Origin of the sequence: Bartonella sp. AC70YNML, assembly GCF_042196545.1 — a bacterium.
Taxonomy (GTDB): domain Bacteria; phylum Pseudomonadota; class Alphaproteobacteria; order Rhizobiales; family Rhizobiaceae; genus Bartonella.
In genome coordinates this window covers 360,632-383,284 of record NZ_JBHIQK010000001.1, presented here as the reverse complement: position 1 = coordinate 383,284, position 22,653 = coordinate 360,632, and the positions used below count along the sequence as shown (strand labels likewise).

The window sequence follows — 22,653 nt, the reverse complement described above, 5'->3', positions numbered from 1 at the left end:
GTTGAATCAGCGGTCATAAAGGGAGGCACAGGAGCATTAATTGGTTTATTAAGTGGTGTCCGGAAGGAGCAGCCGCAGGCGGAGTAATGGGAGCTGTTAACGGTTTAAAAGATAAGTACAATCAATGCCATCCGTAAAATGGAGGGAGGCTGTTTCTAATTTATTTAGAAAATAGCTAGTAAGATATTTCTGAGATCAGTGATATTGTAAACATACTTTAAAGCTATGGCTAAACTGATTTCAGGGATATTTTTGTGTGTGATAATAGATATTTTATTTCGGATGTTTATTATGTATATTGGTGATAATATTATTTCACTATTAATGAGTAATGTTTTTGATGTGTTGTATTCAATATTTATTTTTATATTTTTATTTGCATTAATTTATAGATACAGTGGTGACAGTAATTTATAGATACAGTGGTGACAGTTGGAAAAATAGTATAAAGGAATCGCTTAAGACATTTGTTTTGTTCTTTTTGTTCTTTTTAGCATTTTTTTTATTTATTTTTCTTTTAAATATATTAGATATTAGTATTTATATTTAACTTATTATAAAAACAAATTTCATTTAAATAAGTTTATATTATTTTTAATTATATATATTATGTTTTGACTTTCTTATTATGTATAATTTAAAAATTTTTTCTTATATACTTAGATTAAGAAGTTGAAAAGAATATAAAATTAGATTTATTTGAGTTAAGTTTATTATTTATAGAATTCTAAATTTCTATCTATATCTCTATATATATAAAATCATTCGTAAAATAGATAAATTATTTTAAATTAAAATATTATTATATATGATATGTTTTTTATCAGGTTAAATAAGATTTATTTTTAGTATTTGTTTTATATCTATGTAGACTTTTTACATTTCAGAAAATGAGCTGACTTAGTTAAAAAGAGATAGAAAAAGCAACATTCTATACGAAAATTCTATTTTTTGTTATAGATTGTTTGCGTATCTATAAATTTATGTAGCTATAAGTTTATAATCAAATTTGCTAAGTTTATTTGTTTTACAGAGTTTTTTCTTAAAAAGCACGAATTGTATTAATCTTTCCAATACGTGAAAACAGTTCTCCCATTTGCTAATGGCGTAAAACAGGCAGGAGAGCCTTAAAAGATGGGTGTAAACGCGTCGTCCAAATTCTAGCGTAAGCCGATTGGCTAAATAAGCCCCTAAGTAGCTTGATAGAGTGCTAATAGCCGTGCTAAACTGCATGCTAACCATCTTAATTGTATCGTTCTGATATGTTTTTTTACAAAATATAAAGGGGGATTTATATGTTTGGTTCATTTAGTTCTAGTTTTTCTAATGGTTGGTCTCATGTTTCTAATACGTGGTCAAATATTTCATCAATGAATTTTTCAAGCAGTGGATCACGACCTGGGTGTACTGTTGGAGATTATCTCTCGACAGCACATTCATCGGGATTAGTAGGATATCATATAGGACAGACTGGTGGAGTAATTATAGGAGGTGTCGCGGGAGCATTCGGAGCAGGAGCGGGTACGTTGGCAGGAGCGGGAACTGGTGGTGCAATTGGTTCTGGTGTTGGCTACGGTCTTGGAGGACTTGTGGGGATAGGTTTTCGGTATAATGTATGCTATTAAGTTATAATATTTTAATATATATTTAAAGTTATAGTAATATTATAGACATATTTTAATAAATATGTCTATAGGTGTTTATAGAGTATATTTCATTAATAAATTGATTTATATTTTAATTTGGAAATTTTATGTGTTATGTATATTTTAAGTATCTTTTCTGAATTATTTTTTACAGTTTGTTGTTTAAGTATATTTATATCTTTGTTTGAATTGTATTATGTCTCTAAGGGATACGATGAAAAAAATATTAAAAAAAAATCATTAATAAGAATAATTTTATTTTTTAGTGTGTTCTTTATTTTGTTTTATTTAGTTAAGTTATTTGTAAATTAATATATTGTTTAACTAGTTTTTATATATCATAATATTATGTATTAAATTATTTAATTAATTGGAAAATATTATGGGAGATATTTTATTTAATATTAAAAATGCATTACTTGCAACAAACATTTTTTTAATTTTAAGTATACTTTTTTATAAATTACAATTTCCTACTTGGAAAAAATCTATTAAATTGGGGGTAGTTATAATTATTATATACTTTATAATATATTTTGGACTTTATTATTTAATAAATGATATTAATATATAAAATATTTGATGTGTTTTATCTTTATTTATAAGTATTTTACTAATGTAAATATAATCTTATGTAAAAATAAAATTAGATAAATTATATTTTATAATTTTATTATTAACTATTTTAGTGGTTATTATTAATGTGGGAAGATTTTAGTCATTTTATTGTAAATATATTACTTTCAATAATAAGTGTAATTACAATAATATATTATTTATTATTGCAAAATAAATATAAAAATTATAATACGAAAGAATATAAAAGAAATATATTATTATTTATAATAAGCTTAATTTTTATATTAATTTTTATAATATTTTTTATGAATATATACTATAAAATTAATTTATTTAATAGTGTATTAAATATATTTAAATAAAATATTAAACCATTTTAATTGTATCTCTCTAATACATTTTTTAATAAACAAGGAGGTTTTATATGTTCCTAATACGTGGTCAAATATTTCATCAATGAATTTTTCAAGTAGTGGATCTCGACCTGGGTGTACTGTTGGAGATTATCTCTCTGCAGGATTGTCAATGGGACATATCGGACATATCGGACATGATATGGGAGTGGTAACTGGTGGACTTATGGGGTGGTCAGTTGGAGGACCAATAGGCGCTGCGGAAGGTCTAATGTTAGGAGGAAGAGTTGGCACTGGAGTAGGATTTGCTACAGGTGTAGGAAATACACTCTATGGATGTTATCGCTAATATAAAAATCAGCAGATATTTCTAAAATGAACAAGCTTGTAGGCATAATTATGTGTCTACAAACTTGACAGGAAGGTTTAGGTGTATAATTTTACAAAATTATATATTTAATTTGGATTTTTTTTATGAATGAGCTTATTAGTATTATTGTAGAATTATTATTTTCTATAGGTGCTTTATTTATATTTTTCTATACATTGTTTTCATGTTATAAATCTAAAGGTTATAGTAAAAAAGAAATTGTGAAAAAAATTTTTTCACAACATTTTTTTTCATTATATTTATTATATTACTTTCTATAACATTTTTTATTTGTATAAATTATTTATATGAACAATGACTATTTATTATCTTTATATAATAATGTTTTGATATGAGTTTTATAATAATTTATTTAATATTAAACTTTTAAAAATATTTACTGATTACAGTTAGACAGAGGCTTTAATATTAACATTATTATCAATATTTCTGTTTTTTATTTCCTATTTTTTTAATTTTTTTCATTATTTCAAGAATGGTTAGGTTTGAGAATATTATCTTTTGTATAAGAATTTTTAGTTTATAGCTTTGAAAAGTGATTGTTTGCTTATGTATCATAATGTATTGAAAAATAAGCAATTTTTGTGAAATAAAGTGTCTTATCTCTCTCTTGATCGTTATTCATCGTCTTGTGAAAGAGGAAGGGAAGCGATTTCCGTATCAAGGGCATCCATAAAATCGATAATAAAAGCAGCATTTGTCCCCAAATCTCTTGGCAAATAACGAGAAGCAGAACGCATATCAACAAAAGTGGTATCCCCTTCATCAGTTAAACGAACGATGATATCTGAAATAAAGCCAAGGTAAAAAGTTTTTGCTATTGTTTCAATGTAAATTTCATTTTCTTCGCCTTTGAATTCTCTTTGCGCTACAACAGGCCAATCATAGGCTTCTAAAACATTGAGAACAGATTCGCAAATACGATCAGGTGAGCCATCATAACGGCGCCCCGATATTTCTGGCCATTGTGAGATCTGTATTGCTGCTTGTTCAGTCAAAACACTTTTGAGCGGTAAAGCATCGCTGGGACGTATTGTGCGAAAAAAAGCCGGTGGTCTTTGTGTATCGGTAGAAATATCGTAAAGAGCTGGTAAGGTAAACCAAAGTCCAAAAAAGAGCATCAATGGTGTCGCAGTTATTAATGAATAAATGATCCCTTTTAAAGCTTTCATTCCCCCTAGAGCACCATAGACCCACAAACTATGAAGTGCTTTAAGAGCCAGAAAAAGAGAAATAATTACACAGCCAGTAGAGATACCTATCAAGATTATGAAGTCGCTTACGTTAAGTAAGGAAAAACGTTGTAAAATGACTGAAAATAATAAAATAAAGAAGGCTAAACCACCAAATCGAGGGGACCATACTGCTGCTCTTGAAACGAATAGAACATATCTCTTCTTCATGAAGTTTTTTCCCCTCAATTGTAAACTATAAGCCAAGTTTTTTCAGAGTGCTATCTTACAAAAAGCTTCTGCTCATAAACCAAAAATAAAGCACTTATTTTTAAGGTCAAGGATGCGTAATGTCTTATAAGTTTCCAGCGGTTATTTTAGCACTTCATTGAAAGTGATCAGTATTTCTTCTATAGTTTATCATGTTGTTGATGCGAACTTTATGGGAATTTTTGTAAATAAAAAGAAGTAAACTCAAATAACAAGTTCTACGGTTGTTAGCAGCATATATTTTTAGAACTTTACTCTTGATTTTTCTCTTCTAATGGCGGGGAGTTTTTTCTGTCAGATAATGCGTCTCAAATAGGATATGATTATGTGCAATAGAGATTTCATTCTACCTCAATAAAAAATTGAGGGATCTACAATCAGATAAATCTGAATTCGAATATTTGATTAATAGAGAAAAAAGATAACCATTTTGATAGGCTTCATGTATTTTGTACAGAAAGTAAGGTATTGTACAAATGAGAGGTTAGTCCGTTTTTATTCATAAAATATGCGACAGGTCGCAGATGAAAGAAAAGCTTCACTTTCTTTTTTTGCAAGGGAAGAAGGGACAAAAATACGTAAAATAACAAACCCTTCATTCAAATTTTTAGCAACCAAAACTGAATTGGCATTTTTTTTAGGTTTTGATTTTTTGAGTTCTATGATTTGTATTGGTTTTCCAATGATAAGATCGAGTATCGCATCAGGGGCTGTTCGGTCATTAAGGCTATAGAAAATAATTCCGTCGTGTGTGTAGGCTGCTAGTGACCAAAATTGTCGTGTTTTCAAAGCTTTTAAATGAACAGGTCCATTTTCAAGATTAAATCTGCAGACTTTAAGAAGAAAGAGTGGATCAGTATATTGTTGAATAGGATTATCAGGAGTAAAATCGACAAATTGATAAGAGGTTCCAGATTTTTTTAGTGCTGTCCATATATTATTTTGTGCCCAGGTGGGGATCAGAAATAAAAAGCAAATATGAACGATAATAGCGCCAATGATTGCAAGAAGTGCGGTATAAATGAATCTAATCACAATTTATTTGTCCTGATGGAATTTGTTCTATAGAGGGCATTGTGAGCTTTTGTAATGCCGTTGCTGAGATGATTGGAGTATCGTATAAAGTAAGAATAAGCCCGAATTCTTTTTGACTAATTGTTGCAAGCCAATTACCGGTTTGCGGTGTGGGTGAAATATTGATGCGGAATGATCCATCATGCTCATAGATAATATTATTAGTGTGAAGTTCAAAAGGTATTTCTTTGGATGAAGTATAGGGTTTAAGGGATTTGTCAGCTGTATAAAGGGTAAAAAGACGGGTTTCAGGGATGGTGCCTTTGAGCAAATAATGACAGTGATGATGAAGTGGACGCCCTTGGTTATCTTGCCAAATCTGGAACTGAATACCTTCAGTTCGTCCGAGTGAAACAATACCTCGTTTGGCAGTGCGAGCGCGGGTATAAGGATCCATATTGGCGGTTCCTACTTGTGGATAAGCGCTCCATTTTCCAATTGTAAAGTGTCCAAAATGATGAAAGGAATTGAGCACATAATCGACACTCAGTGTTCCACATAAAATGGAAAAAGCGAAGATAAAAAAGAAAATGGTGATATTAAAAAACATCAGTGAATATCTTGAATTCAAAATGTTGAATCTCCAGTTGTTTTCATCTTCAAAGAGATTGAAGAGGTTTTTTCAGATCTTTGTTAATCAATCGCACGATATTTAATGTTTCAGGAGAAAGCGTAGAGGGTATTTGGGAGGAAACTTCAGAATCTGCATGGGCGGAAAGTACTGGAGGCTGATAAGGAAGGAGAGAATCTTTAACACCATAGAGCTGTTTGAGCATAATATTTTGATGCGCAGCAAGCATGATACGATGCCATATCATGGCAGGAACGCCACCCCCAAAAGCACGATTCATCGGTGAAAAATTATCATTTCCCATCCATACCGCTCCCGTATAATTTCCCGTAAAGCCAACAAACCAAGCATCACGATAAGATTGTGATGTTCCAGTTTTCCCAGCGACAAGAGTCATGGGCAACGCAGCACGCTTACCAGATCCTCGTGTTGTGACACCCACCATCATTTGATTCATATAAGCTGCTGATTGTTCACTCAGAACTCGGTGTAGTTTTTTTCCGTTATGTTCGAAATCCCACACAACACGACCACCAATTGTTTTGATTTGCGTAAACCCATGACGATTACCCGCTATTCCTCCATTGGCAAAGACATTAAAGCCTGTAGCTTGATCCATGGGGGTCATGTTGGAAGTGCCAAGAACCATCGTTTTGTGTGATAAAATATGCGCGTTAATCCCCATATTTTTAATGAGATCTATGATAGGTTGGGTATCGCGGTTAAGATATTGGTAGGTGAGATAAACAGGGACTGTATTAATGGAAAAGGCTAAAGCTGTTGCTAAGTCAATTTTTCCCAGATAACGACCAGAATTATTTTTGGGTGTCCAACCTCCCCAATTGATGGGAGCATCTAGAACGATTGTTGAGGGTGATAATCCATGTTCCATTGCGGCTGCATAAACATAAGGTTTGAATGAAGAACCAGGTTGTCGACCGCCCTGTGTTGCTCTGTTAAATTGGCTCTTTTTGTAATCTAGTCCTCCAACAATTGCACATACCGCACCGTTATTATCGAGTATAACGGTGGCTGCTTGTGTTACACGATATTGTTGACCATATTGATGTAAATGATAGGCAATTGATTCTTCTGCTGCTTTTTGAATATTCGGATCAAGGGTCGTTTGAATAATTAAACTATGGCTTGGAAGTTGATTGCGCATTTTTTTGACTTCCTCGAATGCCCAATCAAGAAAATAATCAGGCTGATTATTGTCTATTTGGGGAAGGGCCCTAGCAGGGTGGCGATGCGCGTTGATAATCTGGCTTTTCGTCATAAAGCCACTATTAACAAGATTAGAAAGGACGACATTGGCACGTGTTTGAGCAGCAAAGAGATGACTATGAGGGGCATATTTTGTTGGAGCTTTAAAGAGTCCTGCTAACATAGCAGATTCACTCAAAGATACATGACGGATATCTTTTCCAAAATAAAATTTTGCAGCGGCTGCAATACCAAAATTGTTTCCTCCCATATAGGCTCGATCAAGATAAAGTTGCAAAATCTGCTTTTTGCTAAAATTTGCTTCTAGCCAAAGAGCAAGATAAGCTTCTTTGATTTTACGTGTTATGGTTCTCTCGTTTGTTAAGAATAAATTTTTAGCCAATTGTTGTGTGAGAGTTGAACCACCTTGCACCACCCCTTTAGCTTGAATATTTTGTGAAATTGCCCGTGTAAGTCCTTGAAAATCAACGCCCCAATGATCAAAAAAACGACGGTCTTCTGTGGCAAGAACGGCTTTAATAACAGTGTCAGGCATTTCTTCAACAGGGACAGAAATAGCCGGCATTGCACCACGGTGTCCAATTGGATTTCCATAGAGATCGAGAAAAAGAATGGAAAAGTTTTTAGGAGAAGACCAATCTGTTTTGGTAAGTTCAAAAACAGAAATGCCCAAAATGGTGAAAAGAGTAAATCCCATCAACCCTAATGTTAGTATTTCATCGAGAACTTCAACAATAAAACGTTTCCATCCTTGAAGATGAAAATTTTGTGAGACGATTTTTGCCTTTTTCCAGAAAAAACTGTTAGCAGAACGAATGTGATAAAGCGCTGTGTCTAATCGTGCGTCTAATTCAATGAGAGCAGGACTATGAAATGGCTTACGGTGTTGCCCTTTCTTTTTTTTAAAAAAATCAAACATTTAAAGAGAGCCTATGGCAAAGCAATACAACCAAACAAATCTACAATAAGTATATGGAGTAGAAGTATTTTTTTTCTATAGTTATAACAGAGAAAGAATTTGTTTTAGAATTATGCATTTTTTGTAAGATAGTATATTAATATTTTATTATTTTATTGAATAAATTTTATTCTCATTATTAAAAATATTTTTTTGATTTTTTAAAAATTTGGATTAATGTTAATATGTTACTTCTGTAAGATAGAGGATAAAGTTTTTCCATTTGTGATTTTTTAATCGACCAAAAAAAACCATTATTTCTTTTATCCTTTATCAAGGAAGAGAAGAGATGGGTTATTGAAATATTTATGATGAAAAAAAAATTCTTGTTTGTAATAATAGCAGCTTTTTTAGAAGCAGATTATGTTCTAGCTTCGGGGTGTGCTGAATTAGGTAAGAAGGCTGCTGCGCAAGAGAGCGGGGTTCTCGTCCGTTCAAAACCGGTTGTTCAGGATGGAAAGGACATGTGTGCAATTGTGGTTGTTGTACCAGCCCGTAATGGTGAAAAATTACGTCGTGTTGAGTTTTTTGTTCCTGCTGATTAGTTTTTGGCAGATGGTGTTGTGATGCGTATCTTAATCGTTGAAGATGATCGGAATCTTCACCATCAATTAGCAGAAGCTGTAAGACGTGCAGGATATGTTTCCGATAGTGCTTTCGATGGTGAAGAGGCTTATTTTTTAGGTAGCACAGAGTCTTACGACGCGGTGATACTTGATATAGGTTTACCGCAGATTGATGGTATTAGTGTTGTTGAAAAGTGGCGTCAAGAAGGGCTCTCCATGCCTGTTTTAATGCTAACAGCGCGAGACCGTTGGTCTGATAAGGTGCACGGTATTGATGCTGGAGCTGACGATTATGTTGTGAAGCCATTTCATTTGGAGGAAGTGATGGCGCGCTTGCGAGCATTAATTCGTCGCACTACGGGACATGCGACGAGTGCATTATGTTGCGGAAATGTTTTGTTGGATACAAAGACGTCTCGTGTTTTTGTGGATGGTCAATTGATTAAACTAACATCTTATGAATTCAGACTGCTTTCGTATCTCATGCATCATTGTGACAGGGTCATTTCAAGAACAGAGCTTACTGAACATCTTTATGATCAGGATTTTGATAAGGACTCGAATACAGTGGAAGTCTTTGTAGGTCGGTTACGGAAAAAGCTTGGAGTGGATTTGATTGAAACTATTCGAGGAATGGGATATCGCGTGAGAACGCGAGGTGATTAATGAATGTTTTTGAAGAGAATAATTGGTATAGGAGGTTCTTTTTTGTAATTACTCGATCTCTCAGTTTACGTGTTATGATCTTATCAACATTATGGGTTGTTATTTCTCTTTTATCGATTTCTGCAGTAAGTATTTTATTTTATAAGCGTTCAACTGAACAAAGCCTAGAGCGTATCCTTTCTGCTCAACTCTACAGTCTTATTGCAACAGTGACGGTGTCATCGGAAGGTACCTTGATAGGAGGGGCTGGGATTGATGATATTCGTTATTCTGATCCAACAACAGGATGGTATTGGGAAGTTGTTTCGATATCCCATAATTTAAAAGGAAGATTGACATCTCCTTCATTGGGAACAGGCGAGATATTTACACCAAGTGATGTTGATATACCTTTTGACAATAAATTCTTTCGCTCTTATCGGATAACGGGGAACAATGGTCAAAAGCTACAAGTGATTGAGAGTGATGTTGTTCTTGATAATAAAAATCATATTGCACGTTTTCGGCTTGTTGGGAATATCGATGAAGCTCATGCCCAGGTAAAGGGATTTAAGCGAACTTTGCAAATTTTTCTTTGGAGTTTCGGTCTCGGGAGTGTTCTTATTAATATTGCTATTATTTTCTTTAGTTTTCAACCGTTAAAGCTTATTCGACGTGCATTGAATGATATTCGCGAAGGAAGAGTTCATTATGTGAATACGGATTTAGTAAGCGAAGTGATGCCGCTTGTACAAGAGATGAATGCTCTCATTAATAATAATCAGCGTATTATCGAGCGATTTCGCACACAGGTTGGTAATCTCGCGCATTCATTGAAGACGCCTCTATCCGTGATTATGAATGAGACAGATAAGATGCGCGGAGAAAAGGCTAGTTTGTTGAGAGAGCAAACGCAAATAATGCAAGCTCAAATCAATCATTATCTTCAGCGTGCGCGGATTGCAGCACAATGCGATAGTGTTGTCTATCATACGTCTGTTCGCAGTGTGCTTGAACGCTTGGTGCGGGTTATGAAAAAGCTTAATCCTGAAAAACAAATTCAATTTATTATGGATGTTGATGATATTGTTTTTTCTGGAGAGAAGGAAGATTTAGAAGAAATTATAGGAAATTTGATTGAAAATGCTACTCAATGGTCTCGCGCAAAGGTTTTGATCTCTTGTTGTTTAGAAGAAAATGCTGAAGAAACAGAATATTTTAGTATCTTTGTAGAAGATGATGGTCCTGGTTTAACAGAAGACAAAATTGATGAGGCATTAAAAAGAGGGCGGCGCTTTAATGAAAGTAAACTAGGGTCAGGCTTAGGGTTAGCAATTGTTTCAGATATGGTCAGTGAATATGGAGGCAATCTCTTTTTATCACGTTCTGATTTGGGTGGGTTGTATGCAAAAGTTTTATTACCTAAGATGGGAGAATAACATATTTTCTCCTTAAGCAAGAAATGTCTATAAATTTTGTAAAGCAGTATTTTCAGACAATACATTTTAAAGAGTAAGGAAACATTGTTTTTAGTTTCTTTGTTTAATTGATATATATATAATAGATTTTATAATATTCTCCATGAAAAAATGAATTTTTATTAATTCACATCACTCTTCTTATGAAGAGGATAAAAGGTAAGCGAGAGATTCTCTGTTGGTATTGGAAAAAAGTGATATGCTCTTATTCATTTTTGCAGCATTTTTTCTGGCTTTTCTGGCAAGTGTTCTTTTTCTTTCACTCCGTTTTGACGATAGGATAAAGAAAGAAGGAAAAGATCAAACCATGGATGGTGATAGAAGCCATAGGCATACGATTGAGTGTAACAAGCTTTATATGCATTATAAAAAAAGGAATATTCTTAAGGCCTTAAGTGTTTTATTTGTTCTTCTCATCACATGGAGTATTTATGGGCTGACAGGTAATCCGGAAGTGAAAAGCTATTTTTTTAGCGAATTAATGGATAAAGATCCTAAAATTCTAAGTCAGCAAGAAAAGCTTGTTCGCTTACAAGTGCTGTTTTTCCGATCACCTCGTGATGGCAAGCTCGCAGATGCGTTAGCGGTAGGGTATCTTGAAGAGCGCCATTTTCAAGAGGCGGTCAATGCTTATTTAGATGCACTTCGTTTGAATGGAGAGACAGCTCCAAGGCTTGTAGGATATGGTTTAGCATTGGTTGGTTATGAAGGAGGCATGATAACGCAAGAAGCACAAAATGCTTTTCAAAAAGCAGCGGATTTAGCGCCAACAGATTTTTATCCACGTTTATTGTTGGCTGATGCATTGCATCAAGCAGGAAAAACTGCGCAGGCAGTGCAATTTTTACAAAGCTTTCTTGACACAATGCCTGAAAATTTTTCAGGACGATCACGTGTTGAAAAAATGATGATTCAGTTACGTGATTTATCGAGTGGGCCATACAAAGAAAAGGAATAGGCGTCAATTGAGATGAGAAAATAAAAGAGAAAAGCTGTTTAGGAAGATAAAAGAGGGGGGCATTCTAGAAGAGAAAGGTATGTGTAGAGACGATTAAAGAACAGAAATGAAGAATGGAAAGAGCGCAATATAAGTGGTTATATATTAAATAAAAATTGGTGAAAAAAGTAAGAAAGCTATTGGTAAGCTTATTAGCAAAGGTGAGAGATTGGATAAAAAGTTGCACCTATGTAGAAGATGTGCAAAGCTCTTAAAAAATAAAATATTGATACTTAATTATAACGTATTTAAAATTTTTTCGCAGAGTGTCTATGAACAATCAATCTTTAAAAAGTTCTACTTCGTTGAAGGTTATTTTAGAGCAGCGAAAAAAAAAGCGCTTACTGATCATATTATTATGTTGTTTGGTTATGACAATTGCAGCAAGTCTCATAGTGTATGCAATGCGTCATGCGGTCAGTTTTTTTAGAATGCCCTCTGAAATTACAAGAGAAGATATTTTAACGGGGCGCCCTTTGCGTTTGGGTGGCTTTGTTGAAAAGGGAACTGTTCAATATGTTGGAGAGAGAGGCGTTGTTTTTTTTGTAACGGATAACAAAAAACATGAAAAAGTAGTTTTCAATGGTGCCTTACCGGATCTTTTTCGTGAAGGTCAGGGGGTGATCGTAGAAGGGCATTTCGATAAACAGGGCTTTTTTATTGGGATGCGTATTTTAGCAAAACATGATGAAACTTATATGCCTAAAGAAACAGCTGATCGTTTGAAAAAACATTACATTATGGAGAAATAATTCGATTGTGCTTGTCGAACTGGGTCATATTTTTTTAGCTGCAGCATTTTCAGTAAGCTTATTAGGGGCATTTTTACCTGCTTTAGGTTTTTGGTGGAGAGAGCGTTTGTTAATGCAAACAGTTGTTCCTCTAACATATATCACTTTTATATTACTGCTTTTATCTTTTTTAGTGATAATTTATGCTTATGTCGTATCTGATTTTTCTGTTTTGAACGTTGTTGAGAATTCTCATTCAGAAAAACCGATGCTCTATAAAATTACAGGTATTTGGGGCAACCACGAAGGCTCTATGTTGTTATGGGTTTTAAGTCTTGCTTTTTTTAGTGCATTGATGGCTTTTTTTAACCAACATTTGCCAGAAGATTTTAAGACGCTTGTTTTAATTTGCCAAAGTTGGATTACAACTGCTTTTCTTTTATTTATTCTTTTTGTATCCAATCCATTTTTACGCGTAAATCCACCAGCATTGCAGGGAAATGGTCTCAATCCTCTTTTACAAGATATCGCATTAGCAATTCATCCACCGCTACTTTACTTAGGGTATGTCGGTTTTTCACTTTGTTTTTCTTTTGCCGTTGCGGCATTGATTATGGGACATGTTGATAGAATTTGGGCGCGTGGGATTCGTCCGTGGCTTTTACTTTCTTGGTGTTTTTTGACATTGGGTATTATGGTTGGCTCTTATTGGGCTTATTATGAGCTAGGATGGGGGGGCTACTGGTTTTGGGATCCTGTTGAAAATGTTTCGTTTATGCCTTGGCTTTCAGGAACAGCTCTTTTACATTCTATTCTTGTTCTCGAAAAACGAGAAATATTAAAAAGTTGGACTTTGTTTTTGGCTCTGCTAACTTTTTCTCTTTCTTTAATGGGAACTTTTCTTGTTCGTTCGGGACTTTTAGTTTCTGTTCATAGCTTTGCTATTGATCCAGCACGGGGGCAGGCAATTCTTGCACTTTTATTTTTCTTTACGGGAGCTGCTTTTCTTCTTTTTGCTTTGCGTACCCCTATTTTAAAAACAGAAAGATTTTTTCAACCAATTTCACATGAAGGGTTTATTGTTTTAAATAACTTGTTACTGACAACAATAACAGCAACAGTATTGATTGGTACGCTTTATCCTTATTTTATTGAGATATTAACAGGGCAAAAAATTTCTGTAGGGGCTGCTTTTTTTAACCTTACCTGTGGACCGCTAATGGTTTTGCTGTTGTTGTTTGTTCCGTTTGGGACAATGATGGCATGGAAACGCGGTGATTTTCTTGCAGTTTTTGAACGGTTGTGGTTTGTTTTTGTATTGGTTGGTATCGTCTGTTTTATAATATTTTACGCGACATCTGTGCGTGATATTTTTGCAGTTTTAGGGATTGGGCTTTCAGCGTTTGTTTTTTTAGGCAGTTTAGCGGATCTGTGGGGAAAGAGTGGATATGGCAAGAGAGCTTTTTCAGTACGCGTTAAGAGATTTCTTGGATTGCCATGGTCTACTTTTGGTGCAGCAATAGCACATATGGGATTAGGCGTTACATTATTTGGTATTGTTTGCGTGGCAAGTTTTGGGCAAGAACGTATTTTAATCATGAACGTAGGGGATAGGGTGACGATAGCGGATAAAACGCTTCATTTTGATGCAGTGTATGATGGTGTTGGTTCGAATTATTCGACAATGGAGTTTTATTTTAAAATATATGAAAATAAAAACATTGTAGGTCATGTAACAGCCTCAAAGCGATTTTATTCAAGCCAAAATACATCAACAACAGAAGTTGGTCTTAAAAATCATGGCTTATCACAGCTCTATATTGTACCGGGACATATTGATAATCGGGGTCTCGTTGTGCACATATGGTGGAAGCCTTATGTAATATGTATTTGGTTAGGGGCATTCATGATGGCTATGGGAGGATGTCTTTCTCTTTTGGGGTATTGGTTTCGCATTGGCATGTACAATAAGGTAGTGTTTGCTTTAAAATTTTGGAAAAGACATTGAGATGAAAAAAAATTTTTGGATTGTATTTTTTTTAATAGCAGCGTTTCCTTTTCGATTAGCAATAGCAGTAGAGCCGGATGAGATTTTAAAGGATAAGATTCTTGAAGCGCGAGCACGCCATATTTCATCGCATTTACGTTGTCCGGTTTGTCAAAATCAATCAATTGATGATTCAGATGCTGCTTTAGCACGTGATTTACGGCTTTTAATTCGGGAAAGGCTAAAAATGGGCTATAGTAATCAGCAAGTCACTGACTTTCTTGTTGAGCGATATGGTGAGTTTATTCTCTTGAAACCACCGTTGAATAAGATAACTTGGTTTTTATGGTTCTCGCCTTTGATCATTATTATCATTGGCGTAAGTATCATATTTTTCCACTTCAAACGGAATAATCATGAGTTATGTGAATGAAAAAGGACAGTCAAAAATGTCATTGCATTAAAAAAATGTTACATAAAAGAAAAAATAAGATTATCTGCAATGAGCAGACAATCTTATTGTAATTATATTAGGGAATACTGAAACCTTACAAAACTTTAATAATTTAGACAGAAAACGGTAAGGTCTGGTATTTTATAAGTGATCGGAATTGAAATAAAGGTATGATTGAATAGGAGCATAGAATAAATGGTTAAAAAGGCTTTCTTTAAAACGTTTGTCGCAGTGAGTTTTTCTGCGATATTGGAAAGTGCGCTGTTTTTTAGTGGATGTACATCAAGCTTGTGGATGACAAAGGCTCATGCAAGTTCTGTATTTACTTCGTTAATGCAACAACAGGGATTTGCCGATATTGTTGCTCAAGTGAAACCAGCCGTTGTAGCAGTACAAGTAAAGAGCAATAAAAAGAAAGAAGATAGGTTCTTTAGCAACTTTTTTAGTGGTCCAGGACTTGATCAATTACCAGATCAGCATCCTTTAAAAAGATTTTTTAAAGAGTTTTATGATTTTGATAAACCTAAAAATAAATTTCCGCACCAATCGCAGAGACTCCGTCCTGTTGCTTTTGGATCGGGTTTTTTTATTTCATCTGATGGTTACATTGTGACCAATGATCATGTGATTTCTGATGGAACAAGTTATACTGTTGTTCTTGATGATGGTACAGAATTGAATGCAAAGCTCATTGGGAAAGATCCCAAAACCGATCTTGCCGTATTAAAAGTGAATGATAAAAGAAAATTTTCTTATGTTGATTTTGGTGATGATTCAAAGCTTCGTGTTGGGGATTGGGTTGTTGCCATTGGGAATCCATTTGGTCTTGGTGGAACTGTGACAGCAGGTATTGTTTCTGCACGTGGACGTGATATTGGCACTGGTGTGTACGATGATTTTATTCAGATTGATGCTGCTGTTAATAGAGGAAACTCTGGTGGTCCAACGTTTGATCTTAATGGAAAGGTTGTTGGGGTTAATACAGCAATTTTTTCTCCTTCTGGAGGAAATGTTGGGATTGCTTTTGCTATTCCAGCAGCGACTGTAAAACAGGTTGTACAACAACTTATTGAAAAAGGTTCAGTTCAACGTGGTTGGTTAGGTGTTCAGATTCAGCCGGTAACAAAGGAGATTTCTGATTCAATAGGTTTGAAAGAAGCCAAAGGCGCTTTGGTTACTGATCCGTTAAAAGGACCGGCAGAAAAGGCTGGTATTAAAGCGGGTGATGTCATTATTTCAGTGAATAATGAAAAAGTTGCTGATGCGCGTGAGCTGGCGAAACGTATTGCAAATATTAAACCAGGAGAAATGGTAACCATAGGGATTTGGAGATCAGGTAAGGAGGAGAGCATCAAGGTTAAACTCGCTTCAATGTCTGAAGATGAAAGTAAGAAAGAGACTTCAAAATATTCAAATGGACAGAGTGATTTAGATGAAACATTGGAAGATTATGGTCTGATTGTTATGCCTTCTGATGATGGTGTAGGGGTTGTCGTAACGGATGTCGATACCGATTCAGATGCTGCAGATAAAGGGATACGCCCTGGTGATATCATTGTGACAGTAAATAATAAACCGGTTAAACGAATCTCTGATATTATTAACACAATCAAAAATGCTCAGCAGTTAGGACGAAAAGCTATACTCTTACAAGTGCGAACAAATGATCAAAATCGTTTTGTTGCTCTTCCAATTTTCAAAAAATAAAGCTTTAGTTGTAGGACAAATGTTTATTAAATATTTGTCCTACAACATAATAAAATAATGGAGATACGTTTTATGAAGATACTCGTTATTGAAGATGATCATGAGACGGGGCATTATCTCGAAAAAGCATTTTTGGAAGTAGGGCATTCTGTTGATGTTGCTTATGATGGAGATACGGGATATGCTTTAGCAACCACGGAAAATTATGACGTTATGGTTGTTGACCGAATGCTTTTGCATCGTGATGGTCTTTCTATTATTGCTGAATTGCGCGCTAAAGGCAATGAAACACCAGTTCTTATTCTGTCTGCTTTAGGGCAAGTTAATGATCGTGTAACGGGGCTGCGTGCAGGGGGAGATGATTATTTGACAAAGCCTTATGCTTTTTCTGAACTTCTTGCGCGTGTTGAAGTTTTACAACGGCGGAAAAATCCTAAAGAAGCAGAAACTGTTTACTGTGTAGGTAATCTTGAGCTTGATCGGTTAGCACATACGGTAAAACGGGGTGATAGAAACATTCTATTGCAACCACGAGAGTTTCGTTTGCTTGAATATTTGATGCGTTATGCGGGGCAGGTTGTTACACGCACTATGCTTTTGGAAAACGTTTGGAATTACCATTTTGATCCACAAACGAATGTCATTGATGTCCATATCTCTCGTTTGAGAGCCAAAATTGAAAAAGATTTTGATGTTCCCCTTCTCCATACAGTGCGTGGAGCTGGATATATGCTCAAAGTACCAGATAACAAAGCATGAATCGTTTGATTAATATAATGCGCACGACGGCGCTAAGGCTTTCAGCACTTTACATTTTATTGTTTGGATTGGTGGCAACAGGACTTTCGATTTATATGACGGCATTTTCTGCTTCATTGTTAACAGAGCAAACTGAACAGGCTTTACATGAAGAATTAAAGTATATTGAAAATGCTTATAATTATGGGGGATTATCCTTATTAATGCGCACTATTGATTATCGTTCAAGACAACCAGGAGCATTTCTTTATCTTGTTACAGATTCTATGGGGCGTATTTTAGCAGGAAATGTAGCGCGTATTGAATTAGGTCTTTTGAATCAGAGTGGTTTTATTTCTACCTCTTTTTTGTATTCCCGTTTTGGAGAACATGGCAAAACAAGTGAACATCGCGCTTTGGCGGTTATTGTTGACTTGCCTAATGCTATGAAGATTCTTATAGGACGTGATTTGGATGAGCCAGAACGTTTTGCAGTGGTTATTCGCAAAGCTGTGATCATTGCACTTGCTGCAATGGTTGGAGGCGCTTTACTCATATGGTTTTTTGTTGGCAGGAGAGCTTTACAAAGGATTGATCATGTAACGGCTGCATCACAGCGTTTGATGGATGGTGATTTCAGTGGGCGTTTACCTGTTTCTGGAGTAGGGGATGAGTTTGATCGATTGTCAACCAATCTTAATGTTATGTTAGACCGCATTGAAGAGTTAAATATTGGTTTACGTCAAGTATCAGATAATATTGCTCATGATCTGAAAACGCCGTTAACACGTCTTAGAAATCGCGCTGAAGAGGCGCTTTCAGGAAATAAGACAAAGCTTGAATATCGTCAGGTCCTTGATAGGGTTATTGCAGAATCAGATCAACTTATTTGTACTTTCAATGCGATTTTAATGATTTCACGTATTGAGGCCAGCAGTACAATTGAACATCTTGAAATGATTAATATGAAACTGATCATTGAGGATGCTGTTGAGCTTTACGAACCTTTTGCTGAAGAGTCAGGTGTTTTACTTCAGTTGGGAGATATATTTGATAAAGAGCTAAAATTGAATCGTGAGCTTGTTGCACAATCAATTTTTAATCTTATAGATAATGCAATTAAATATGCGCCTAAAGGTGGAAGGCAAGCGAAGGTTTGCTTATCAATGGAATATCGTGATGAACATTTATTAGTTGTTGTGAGCGATAATGGACCAGGAATAGCAGAGGATAAACGTGAAAAAGTGACAGAACGATTTGTTCGTCTTGAAGAAAGCCGCACACAACCTGGGTTTGGGATTGGTTTAAGTATAGCAAAAGCGGTTATGAAGCTTCATGGGGGTGAATTGTTACTTGAAAATGCAAATCCAGGGCTTAGGGCTATTTTGTTATTTCCTTAAAGATATTTTTCTTCACTTTTCTCTTTTCATACGTAATAACTATTTTAAAAGTATAAAGCAATAGAAAGGAAAGCAAAATGCTTTTCAAGGGAGCGCAGACGAAACAAGCTTTTTTAAAAACACAGCTTCTTTCTTTATGTCCTCTCGATAAAAGTGGTTCCCAATGGTTAAAAGACATGGAAGAACAAGCAAGGAAAGAAGGTTTAGAATCGCTTGTTTCCATCATTTCAGAGAGTGGAACGCAGATTGATTTTATCAGTTCGGTTATGACCTTATCTCCTTTTTTGCGTGAGGTTTTAATTGCCAATCCATCATATCTTAGTGTTTTATTAAATGTTGATATAGAAACAAGGCTGAGCGAAATTATAGATGATATTACGGCTATTGATAAGGATGAATCTATAAATGAAACTTCATTGATGGCTGCTTTAAGGCGCAAAAAACGAGAAGCGCATGTTCTCATTGCTTTAGCTGATTTGGGAGGTGTTTTTACTTACGAAATTTCATGTGCTTGGTTGACACGTTTGGGCGAAGCAGCATTAAGTGTAGCACTACGTTTTCTATTAAGAGAAGCGCATGATCATGGTAAGATTAATTTGCTAAGCCGCGAAAATCCAGAAAAAGACTGTGGTTTAATTATTTTAGGGATGGGAAAGCTAGGAGCAGGGGAACTTAATTATTCTTCTGATATTGATCTTATTGTTTTCATTGATGAAACATCACCTCATATTGGTAATCTTTCTGAAAGTGTTGACGTATTTTCTAAAATGGTACGCCGATTAATCCGTATCATTCAAGAACGCACTGCGGAAGGATATGTTTTTCGTCTTGATTTTCGTCTTCGTCCAGATCCAGGATCAACCCCTTTGGCCTTACCAGTAAGGACTGCATTGCGTTATTACGAAGGGCGTGGGCAAAATTGGGAACGAGCAGCCATGATTAAAGCACGTCCAGTTGCTGGTGATAAGAGGGCAGGTTTTAACTTTCTCAAAGAGCTTTTTCCCTATGTGTGGCGGAAATATTTAGATTACGCTGCTATTGCTGATATTCATTCGATCAAACGTCAAATTCATGCGCATAAAAATTATGGTCAAATTGCAGCTTATGGGCATAATATAAAGTTAGGTCGTGGGGGTATTCGTGAGATTGAGTTTTTTGTTCAGACACAACAACTCATTGCTGGTGGACGTTTTCCTCAATTACGTGGACGTCAGACAGTTGCAATGTTAGCAGAACTTCACACGCTTGGTTGGATCAGTGAAAAAACGAGAAATAGCCTTATAAAAAGTTATGCATTTCTTCGAAATGTGGAACATCGTATTCAAATGCTTTTCGATGAACAAACACATCTTCTTCCAAATGATACTGTTCAATTCACGAGTGTTGCCTATTTAATGGGCTATCACGATAGGAGCAGTTTTATCCGTGATTTATTAAAAACACTTCAGGTTGTTGAAAAACATTATGCTGCACTGTTTGAGAATGAGCAAGAACTTGGTTTAGAAATTGGTAATTTAGTTTTTACAGGTGAAGAAGATGATCCAGAGACATTAATAACGTTAAGCCGTTTAGGCTTTGAAAGAGCAAGTGATATTTGTCGTATTATGCGCACCCTTCACTGTGGTCGTTATAAAGCAACGCAATCAGCCGAAGCACGCGAGAGATTAACGGAATTAACGCCAGCTCTTTTGAAAGCTTTTGGCGCGACAAAGCGAGCTGATGAGGCGATGTTGCGTTTTGATAGTTTTTTACAGGGCTTACCCTCAGGAATTCAACTTTTTAGTCTTTTGCAATCTAATCCCTCTCTTTTGGATATGCTTGTCCTTATTATGGGGGCTGCTCCACGTCTTGCAGAAATTATTGCACGCAGGTCCCATGTTTTTGATGGAATGTTAGATCCGAATATTCTTTCAGAATTACCGACCAAAATGTACTTAGAAAAACGGCTTGAATATTTTCTTGAAAATGTTCTTTCTTATGAGGAAATTCTTGACCATTTAAGAATTTTTGCAGATGAACAACGTTTTTTGATTGGTATTCGAATTTTGAATGGTACAATTACAGGAGAAAGAGCGGGTTTTGCTTTTACTGCGCTTGCTGATCTTATGATTACAAAAACATTTGCTACCGTTCAAGAGGAATTTTCTCGTCTTCATGGTCGTATTAAAGGGGGGCGTGTTGGCATATTGGGTATGGGGAAGCTTGGAAGTCGCGAATTAACGGCAGATTCTGATGTTGACCTCGTTTTGCTTTATGAACATGATGATGATGCAGAAATATCTGATGGAGAAAAGCCTCTTTATATCTCTCAATATTATACGCGTTTAGCACAGCGCCTCGTTTCTGCTTTATCCACTCTTACAAGCCAAGGTGTTCTTTATGTCGTTGATTTAAGATTACGGCCATTAGGCAATAAAGGACCTATTGCTGTTTCTTTTCCATTTTTTAAAAAGTATTATCGCCAAGAAGCATGGATATGGGAATATCTTGCTTTAACAAGGGCTAGAGGCATTGCAGGAGATCCTGATTTTTTACAAAAGCTAGAAAATGAAGTGTGTGCAATTATTGCTATTTCTCGTGATAAGAAGGAAGTTGCAAAAGAAGTATGTGAAATGCGTTCCTTGATTGCAAAAGAAAAGCCGCCAAAAAATCAATGGGATTTAAAAACGATGTCTGGTGGCATTATGGATTTGGAGTTTATTGCTCAATTTTCTCTTATTACGCATGTCATTGAGTTTCACATTGGAGAGACGACAGCAGATATTTTAGATAATTTACCAAATAGTTTTCTTAATCAGTCATGTGTTGCTGATTTACATTATGCCTATGGTCTCTATACAAATTTGAGTCAAATTATACGACTTTGCTTAAATGATTCTCTTGATCCCAATGATATGCCAGCTGGATTAAGTGATCTTTTGTTAAAGAGTGTTGGGGAACCTGATTTGCTTCGTGTTGAAAAATTAATTGCAGAAACTGGGCAATTAGTCTGTTCAGTTTTTACGAAAGTCATGAAACATTAAATGTATTTTATAATGCTTTTATGAAATTATTGAATGCGATTATTAGATAAAATCATAAAAAGATATTATAGAAGCTTAAAAATTATTAATTCCATTTTTATATATTAATTTTGATATTTTATGTCATATAGGTTTGAGAGATCTAGAGAGTAAAAACCATTCTCTACTTATTTCTTCAAGTGTCATGAAAGAGTTTCTCTATCAAAAAAAGTCACTCTAGGTGTTATTCTTTATACAAAAAGAAATAAGGACTAGATTTTAGCGAATGATGTTGCTCATGTATATGATACAAGAATATGGATCAGTTATAAATCAGTAGTATTATATTAGATATACTTATCAAGTTAGAGATATTAAACACAATAATTATATTCAATAATGTTTTTATCATATTAGATTTATATAAAATATTATAGAGGTAGTGGATATATATTATTTATTATTATAAAAATATATTGAAGTAAATATGATAAAAAGTTTTATTGATTATATATCTCATTTTTTAAACAAAATTGATATTGGAGTTGTTTATATTATTATGGATAATAATGAAATATCCATCTATGAAAGCTATTATAAAGTAATAATTTAAGAAAATTATAAATAATTTTTTTAAAGTATTTATAATAATTATTTATTAAAAAATAATTTTATTTTTAAATAGGAGTTTAAAGTTTTTAACTGTG

At 34.7% G+C, this 22,653-nt stretch carries 16 protein-coding genes and 1 pseudogene; 13 read left to right on the top strand and 4 right to left on the bottom strand.

Annotated elements, in window-relative coordinates:
* The first annotated feature begins 1,295 nt into the window (after window positions 1–1,295).
* Together ACFIMU_RS01710 and ACFIMU_RS01705 are read left to right on the top strand one after the other, a co-directional pair.
* Window positions 1,296–1,625 (top strand): hypothetical protein, encoded by a 330-nt coding sequence (locus ACFIMU_RS01710; protein ID WP_375606378.1) that lies wholly within the window; start codon window positions 1,296–1,298, stop codon window positions 1,623–1,625.
* A 1,056-nt stretch (window positions 1,626–2,681) separates the two neighbouring features.
* The gene (locus tag ACFIMU_RS01705; protein WP_375606377.1) at window positions 2,682–2,927 is read left to right on the top strand and encodes a hypothetical protein; all 246 of its coding nucleotides are present in this window, start codon (window positions 2,682–2,684) and stop codon (window positions 2,925–2,927) included.
* Between the two features lie 659 nt (window positions 2,928–3,586).
* Here ACFIMU_RS01705 and ACFIMU_RS01700 read toward each other — a convergent pair.
* The 4 genes and pseudogenes from ACFIMU_RS01700 to ACFIMU_RS01685 all read right to left on the bottom strand — a co-directional run bounded on the left by ACFIMU_RS01700 (window position 3,587) and on the right by ACFIMU_RS01685 (window position 8,202).
* Window positions 3,587–4,372 carry a DUF1499 domain-containing protein gene (locus ACFIMU_RS01700; RefSeq protein ID WP_375696765.1) on the bottom strand — a complete coding sequence of 262 codons (786 nt, stop codon included), beginning with the start codon at window positions 4,370–4,372 and terminating at the stop codon, window positions 3,587–3,589.
* Window positions 4,373–4,906: 534 nt separating this feature from the next.
* Window positions 4,907–5,446, bottom strand: a complete 540-nt coding sequence (locus ACFIMU_RS01695; protein WP_375696764.1) for a hypothetical protein — start codon at window positions 5,444–5,446, stop codon at window positions 4,907–4,909.
* Window positions 5,439–6,035, bottom strand: a complete 597-nt coding sequence (locus ACFIMU_RS01690; protein ID WP_375614415.1) for a DUF1214 domain-containing protein — start codon at window positions 6,033–6,035, stop codon at window positions 5,439–5,441. The genes ACFIMU_RS01695 and ACFIMU_RS01690 overlap by 8 nt, the downstream gene beginning before the upstream one ends.
* A 17-nt stretch (window positions 6,036–6,052) precedes the next feature.
* Window positions 6,053–8,202 (bottom strand): annotated as a pseudogene (locus ACFIMU_RS01685) (transglycosylase domain-containing protein).
* Window positions 8,203–8,549: 347 nt separating this feature from the next.
* On the opposite strand from ACFIMU_RS01685, the gene ACFIMU_RS01680 reads away from it, so the two are divergent.
* The 11 genes from ACFIMU_RS01680 to ACFIMU_RS01630 all read left to right on the top strand — a co-directional run bounded on the left by ACFIMU_RS01680 (window position 8,550) and on the right by ACFIMU_RS01630 (window position 21,967).
* Entirely contained in the window at window positions 8,550–8,786 is a 237-nt protein-coding gene (locus ACFIMU_RS01680) for a hypothetical protein (protein ID WP_375606372.1), read from the top strand.
* Window positions 8,787–8,807: 21 nt separating this feature from the next.
* Window positions 8,808–9,473 carry a response regulator transcription factor gene (locus tag ACFIMU_RS01675; RefSeq protein ID WP_375606371.1) on the top strand — a complete coding sequence of 222 codons (666 nt, stop codon included), beginning with the start codon at window positions 8,808–8,810 and terminating at the stop codon, window positions 9,471–9,473.
* Window positions 9,473–10,891: an ATP-binding protein gene (locus tag ACFIMU_RS01670; RefSeq protein ID WP_375606370.1), complete on the top strand. Its 1,419-nt coding sequence runs from the start codon at window positions 9,473–9,475 to the stop codon at window positions 10,889–10,891. Before ACFIMU_RS01675 ends, ACFIMU_RS01670 begins: the two co-directional genes overlap by 1 nt.
* Before the next feature lie 238 nt (window positions 10,892–11,129).
* Window positions 11,130–11,888, top strand: a complete 759-nt coding sequence (locus tag ACFIMU_RS01665) for a tetratricopeptide repeat protein (RefSeq protein WP_375606369.1) — start codon at window positions 11,130–11,132, stop codon at window positions 11,886–11,888.
* Between the two features lie 311 nt (window positions 11,889–12,199).
* Window positions 12,200–12,679 carry a cytochrome c maturation protein CcmE gene (gene ccmE, locus ACFIMU_RS01660; RefSeq protein WP_375606368.1) on the top strand — a complete coding sequence of 160 codons (480 nt, stop codon included), beginning with the start codon at window positions 12,200–12,202 and terminating at the stop codon, window positions 12,677–12,679.
* A gap of 7 nt (window positions 12,680–12,686) precedes the next feature.
* Entirely contained in the window at window positions 12,687–14,666 is a 1,980-nt protein-coding gene (locus ACFIMU_RS01655; protein ID WP_375696763.1) for a heme lyase CcmF/NrfE family subunit, read from the top strand.
* A 1-nt stretch (window position 14,667) separates the two neighbouring features.
* The gene (locus ACFIMU_RS01650) at window positions 14,668–15,078 is read left to right on the top strand and encodes a cytochrome c-type biogenesis protein CcmH (RefSeq protein WP_375696762.1); all 411 of its coding nucleotides are present in this window, start codon (window positions 14,668–14,670) and stop codon (window positions 15,076–15,078) included.
* Between the two features lie 216 nt (window positions 15,079–15,294).
* Window positions 15,295–16,806, top strand: coding sequence for a Do family serine endopeptidase (locus ACFIMU_RS01645; protein ID WP_375606365.1), 1,512 nt, complete (start codon window positions 15,295–15,297; stop codon window positions 16,804–16,806).
* A 72-nt stretch (window positions 16,807–16,878) separates the two neighbouring features.
* Window positions 16,879–17,565: a response regulator transcription factor gene (locus tag ACFIMU_RS01640; protein ID WP_273791552.1), complete on the top strand. Its 687-nt coding sequence runs from the start codon at window positions 16,879–16,881 to the stop codon at window positions 17,563–17,565.
* Window positions 17,562–18,944, top strand: coding sequence for an ATP-binding protein (locus ACFIMU_RS01635; RefSeq protein WP_375606364.1), 1,383 nt, complete (start codon window positions 17,562–17,564; stop codon window positions 18,942–18,944). The genes ACFIMU_RS01640 and ACFIMU_RS01635 overlap by 4 nt, the downstream gene beginning before the upstream one ends.
* Window positions 18,945–19,021: 77 nt before the next feature.
* Entirely contained in the window at window positions 19,022–21,967 is a 2,946-nt protein-coding gene (locus ACFIMU_RS01630) for a bifunctional [glutamine synthetase] adenylyltransferase/[glutamine synthetase]-adenylyl-L-tyrosine phosphorylase (protein WP_375696761.1), read from the top strand.
* Window positions 21,968–22,653: the final 686 nt, after the last annotated feature.

Excerpts from the sequence above, each read along its gene's own strand:
- ACFIMU_RS01710 (WP_375606378.1), top strand. The coding sequence starts at position 1,296 with ATGTTTGGTTCATTTAGTTCTAGTTTTTCTAATGGTTGGTCTCATGTT.
- ACFIMU_RS01705 (WP_375606377.1), top strand. The coding sequence starts at position 2,682 with ATGAATTTTTCAAGTAGTGGATCTCGACCTGGGTGTACTGTTGGAGAT.
- ACFIMU_RS01700 (WP_375696765.1), bottom strand. The coding sequence starts at position 4,372 with ATGAAGAAGAGATATGTTCTATTCGTTTCAAGAGCAGCAGTATGGTCC.
- ACFIMU_RS01690 (WP_375614415.1), bottom strand. The coding sequence starts at position 6,035 with ATGTTTTTTAATATCACCATTTTCTTTTTTATCTTCGCTTTTTCCATT.
- ACFIMU_RS01680 (WP_375606372.1), top strand. The coding sequence starts at position 8,550 with ATGATGAAAAAAAAATTCTTGTTTGTAATAATAGCAGCTTTTTTAGAA.
- ACFIMU_RS01675 (WP_375606371.1), top strand. The coding sequence starts at position 8,808 with ATGCGTATCTTAATCGTTGAAGATGATCGGAATCTTCACCATCAATTA.
- ACFIMU_RS01670 (WP_375606370.1), top strand. The coding sequence starts at position 9,473 with ATGAATGTTTTTGAAGAGAATAATTGGTATAGGAGGTTCTTTTTTGTA.
- ACFIMU_RS01665 (WP_375606369.1), top strand. The coding sequence starts at position 11,130 with ATGCTCTTATTCATTTTTGCAGCATTTTTTCTGGCTTTTCTGGCAAGT.
- ccmE (WP_375606368.1), top strand. The coding sequence starts at position 12,200 with ATGAACAATCAATCTTTAAAAAGTTCTACTTCGTTGAAGGTTATTTTA.
- ACFIMU_RS01650 (WP_375696762.1), top strand. The coding sequence starts at position 14,668 with ATGAAAAAAAATTTTTGGATTGTATTTTTTTTAATAGCAGCGTTTCCT.
- ACFIMU_RS01645 (WP_375606365.1), top strand. The coding sequence starts at position 15,295 with ATGGTTAAAAAGGCTTTCTTTAAAACGTTTGTCGCAGTGAGTTTTTCT.
- ACFIMU_RS01640 (WP_273791552.1), top strand. The coding sequence starts at position 16,879 with ATGAAGATACTCGTTATTGAAGATGATCATGAGACGGGGCATTATCTC.
- ACFIMU_RS01635 (WP_375606364.1), top strand. The coding sequence starts at position 17,562 with ATGAATCGTTTGATTAATATAATGCGCACGACGGCGCTAAGGCTTTCA.
- ACFIMU_RS01630 (WP_375696761.1), top strand. The coding sequence starts at position 19,022 with ATGCTTTTCAAGGGAGCGCAGACGAAACAAGCTTTTTTAAAAACACAG.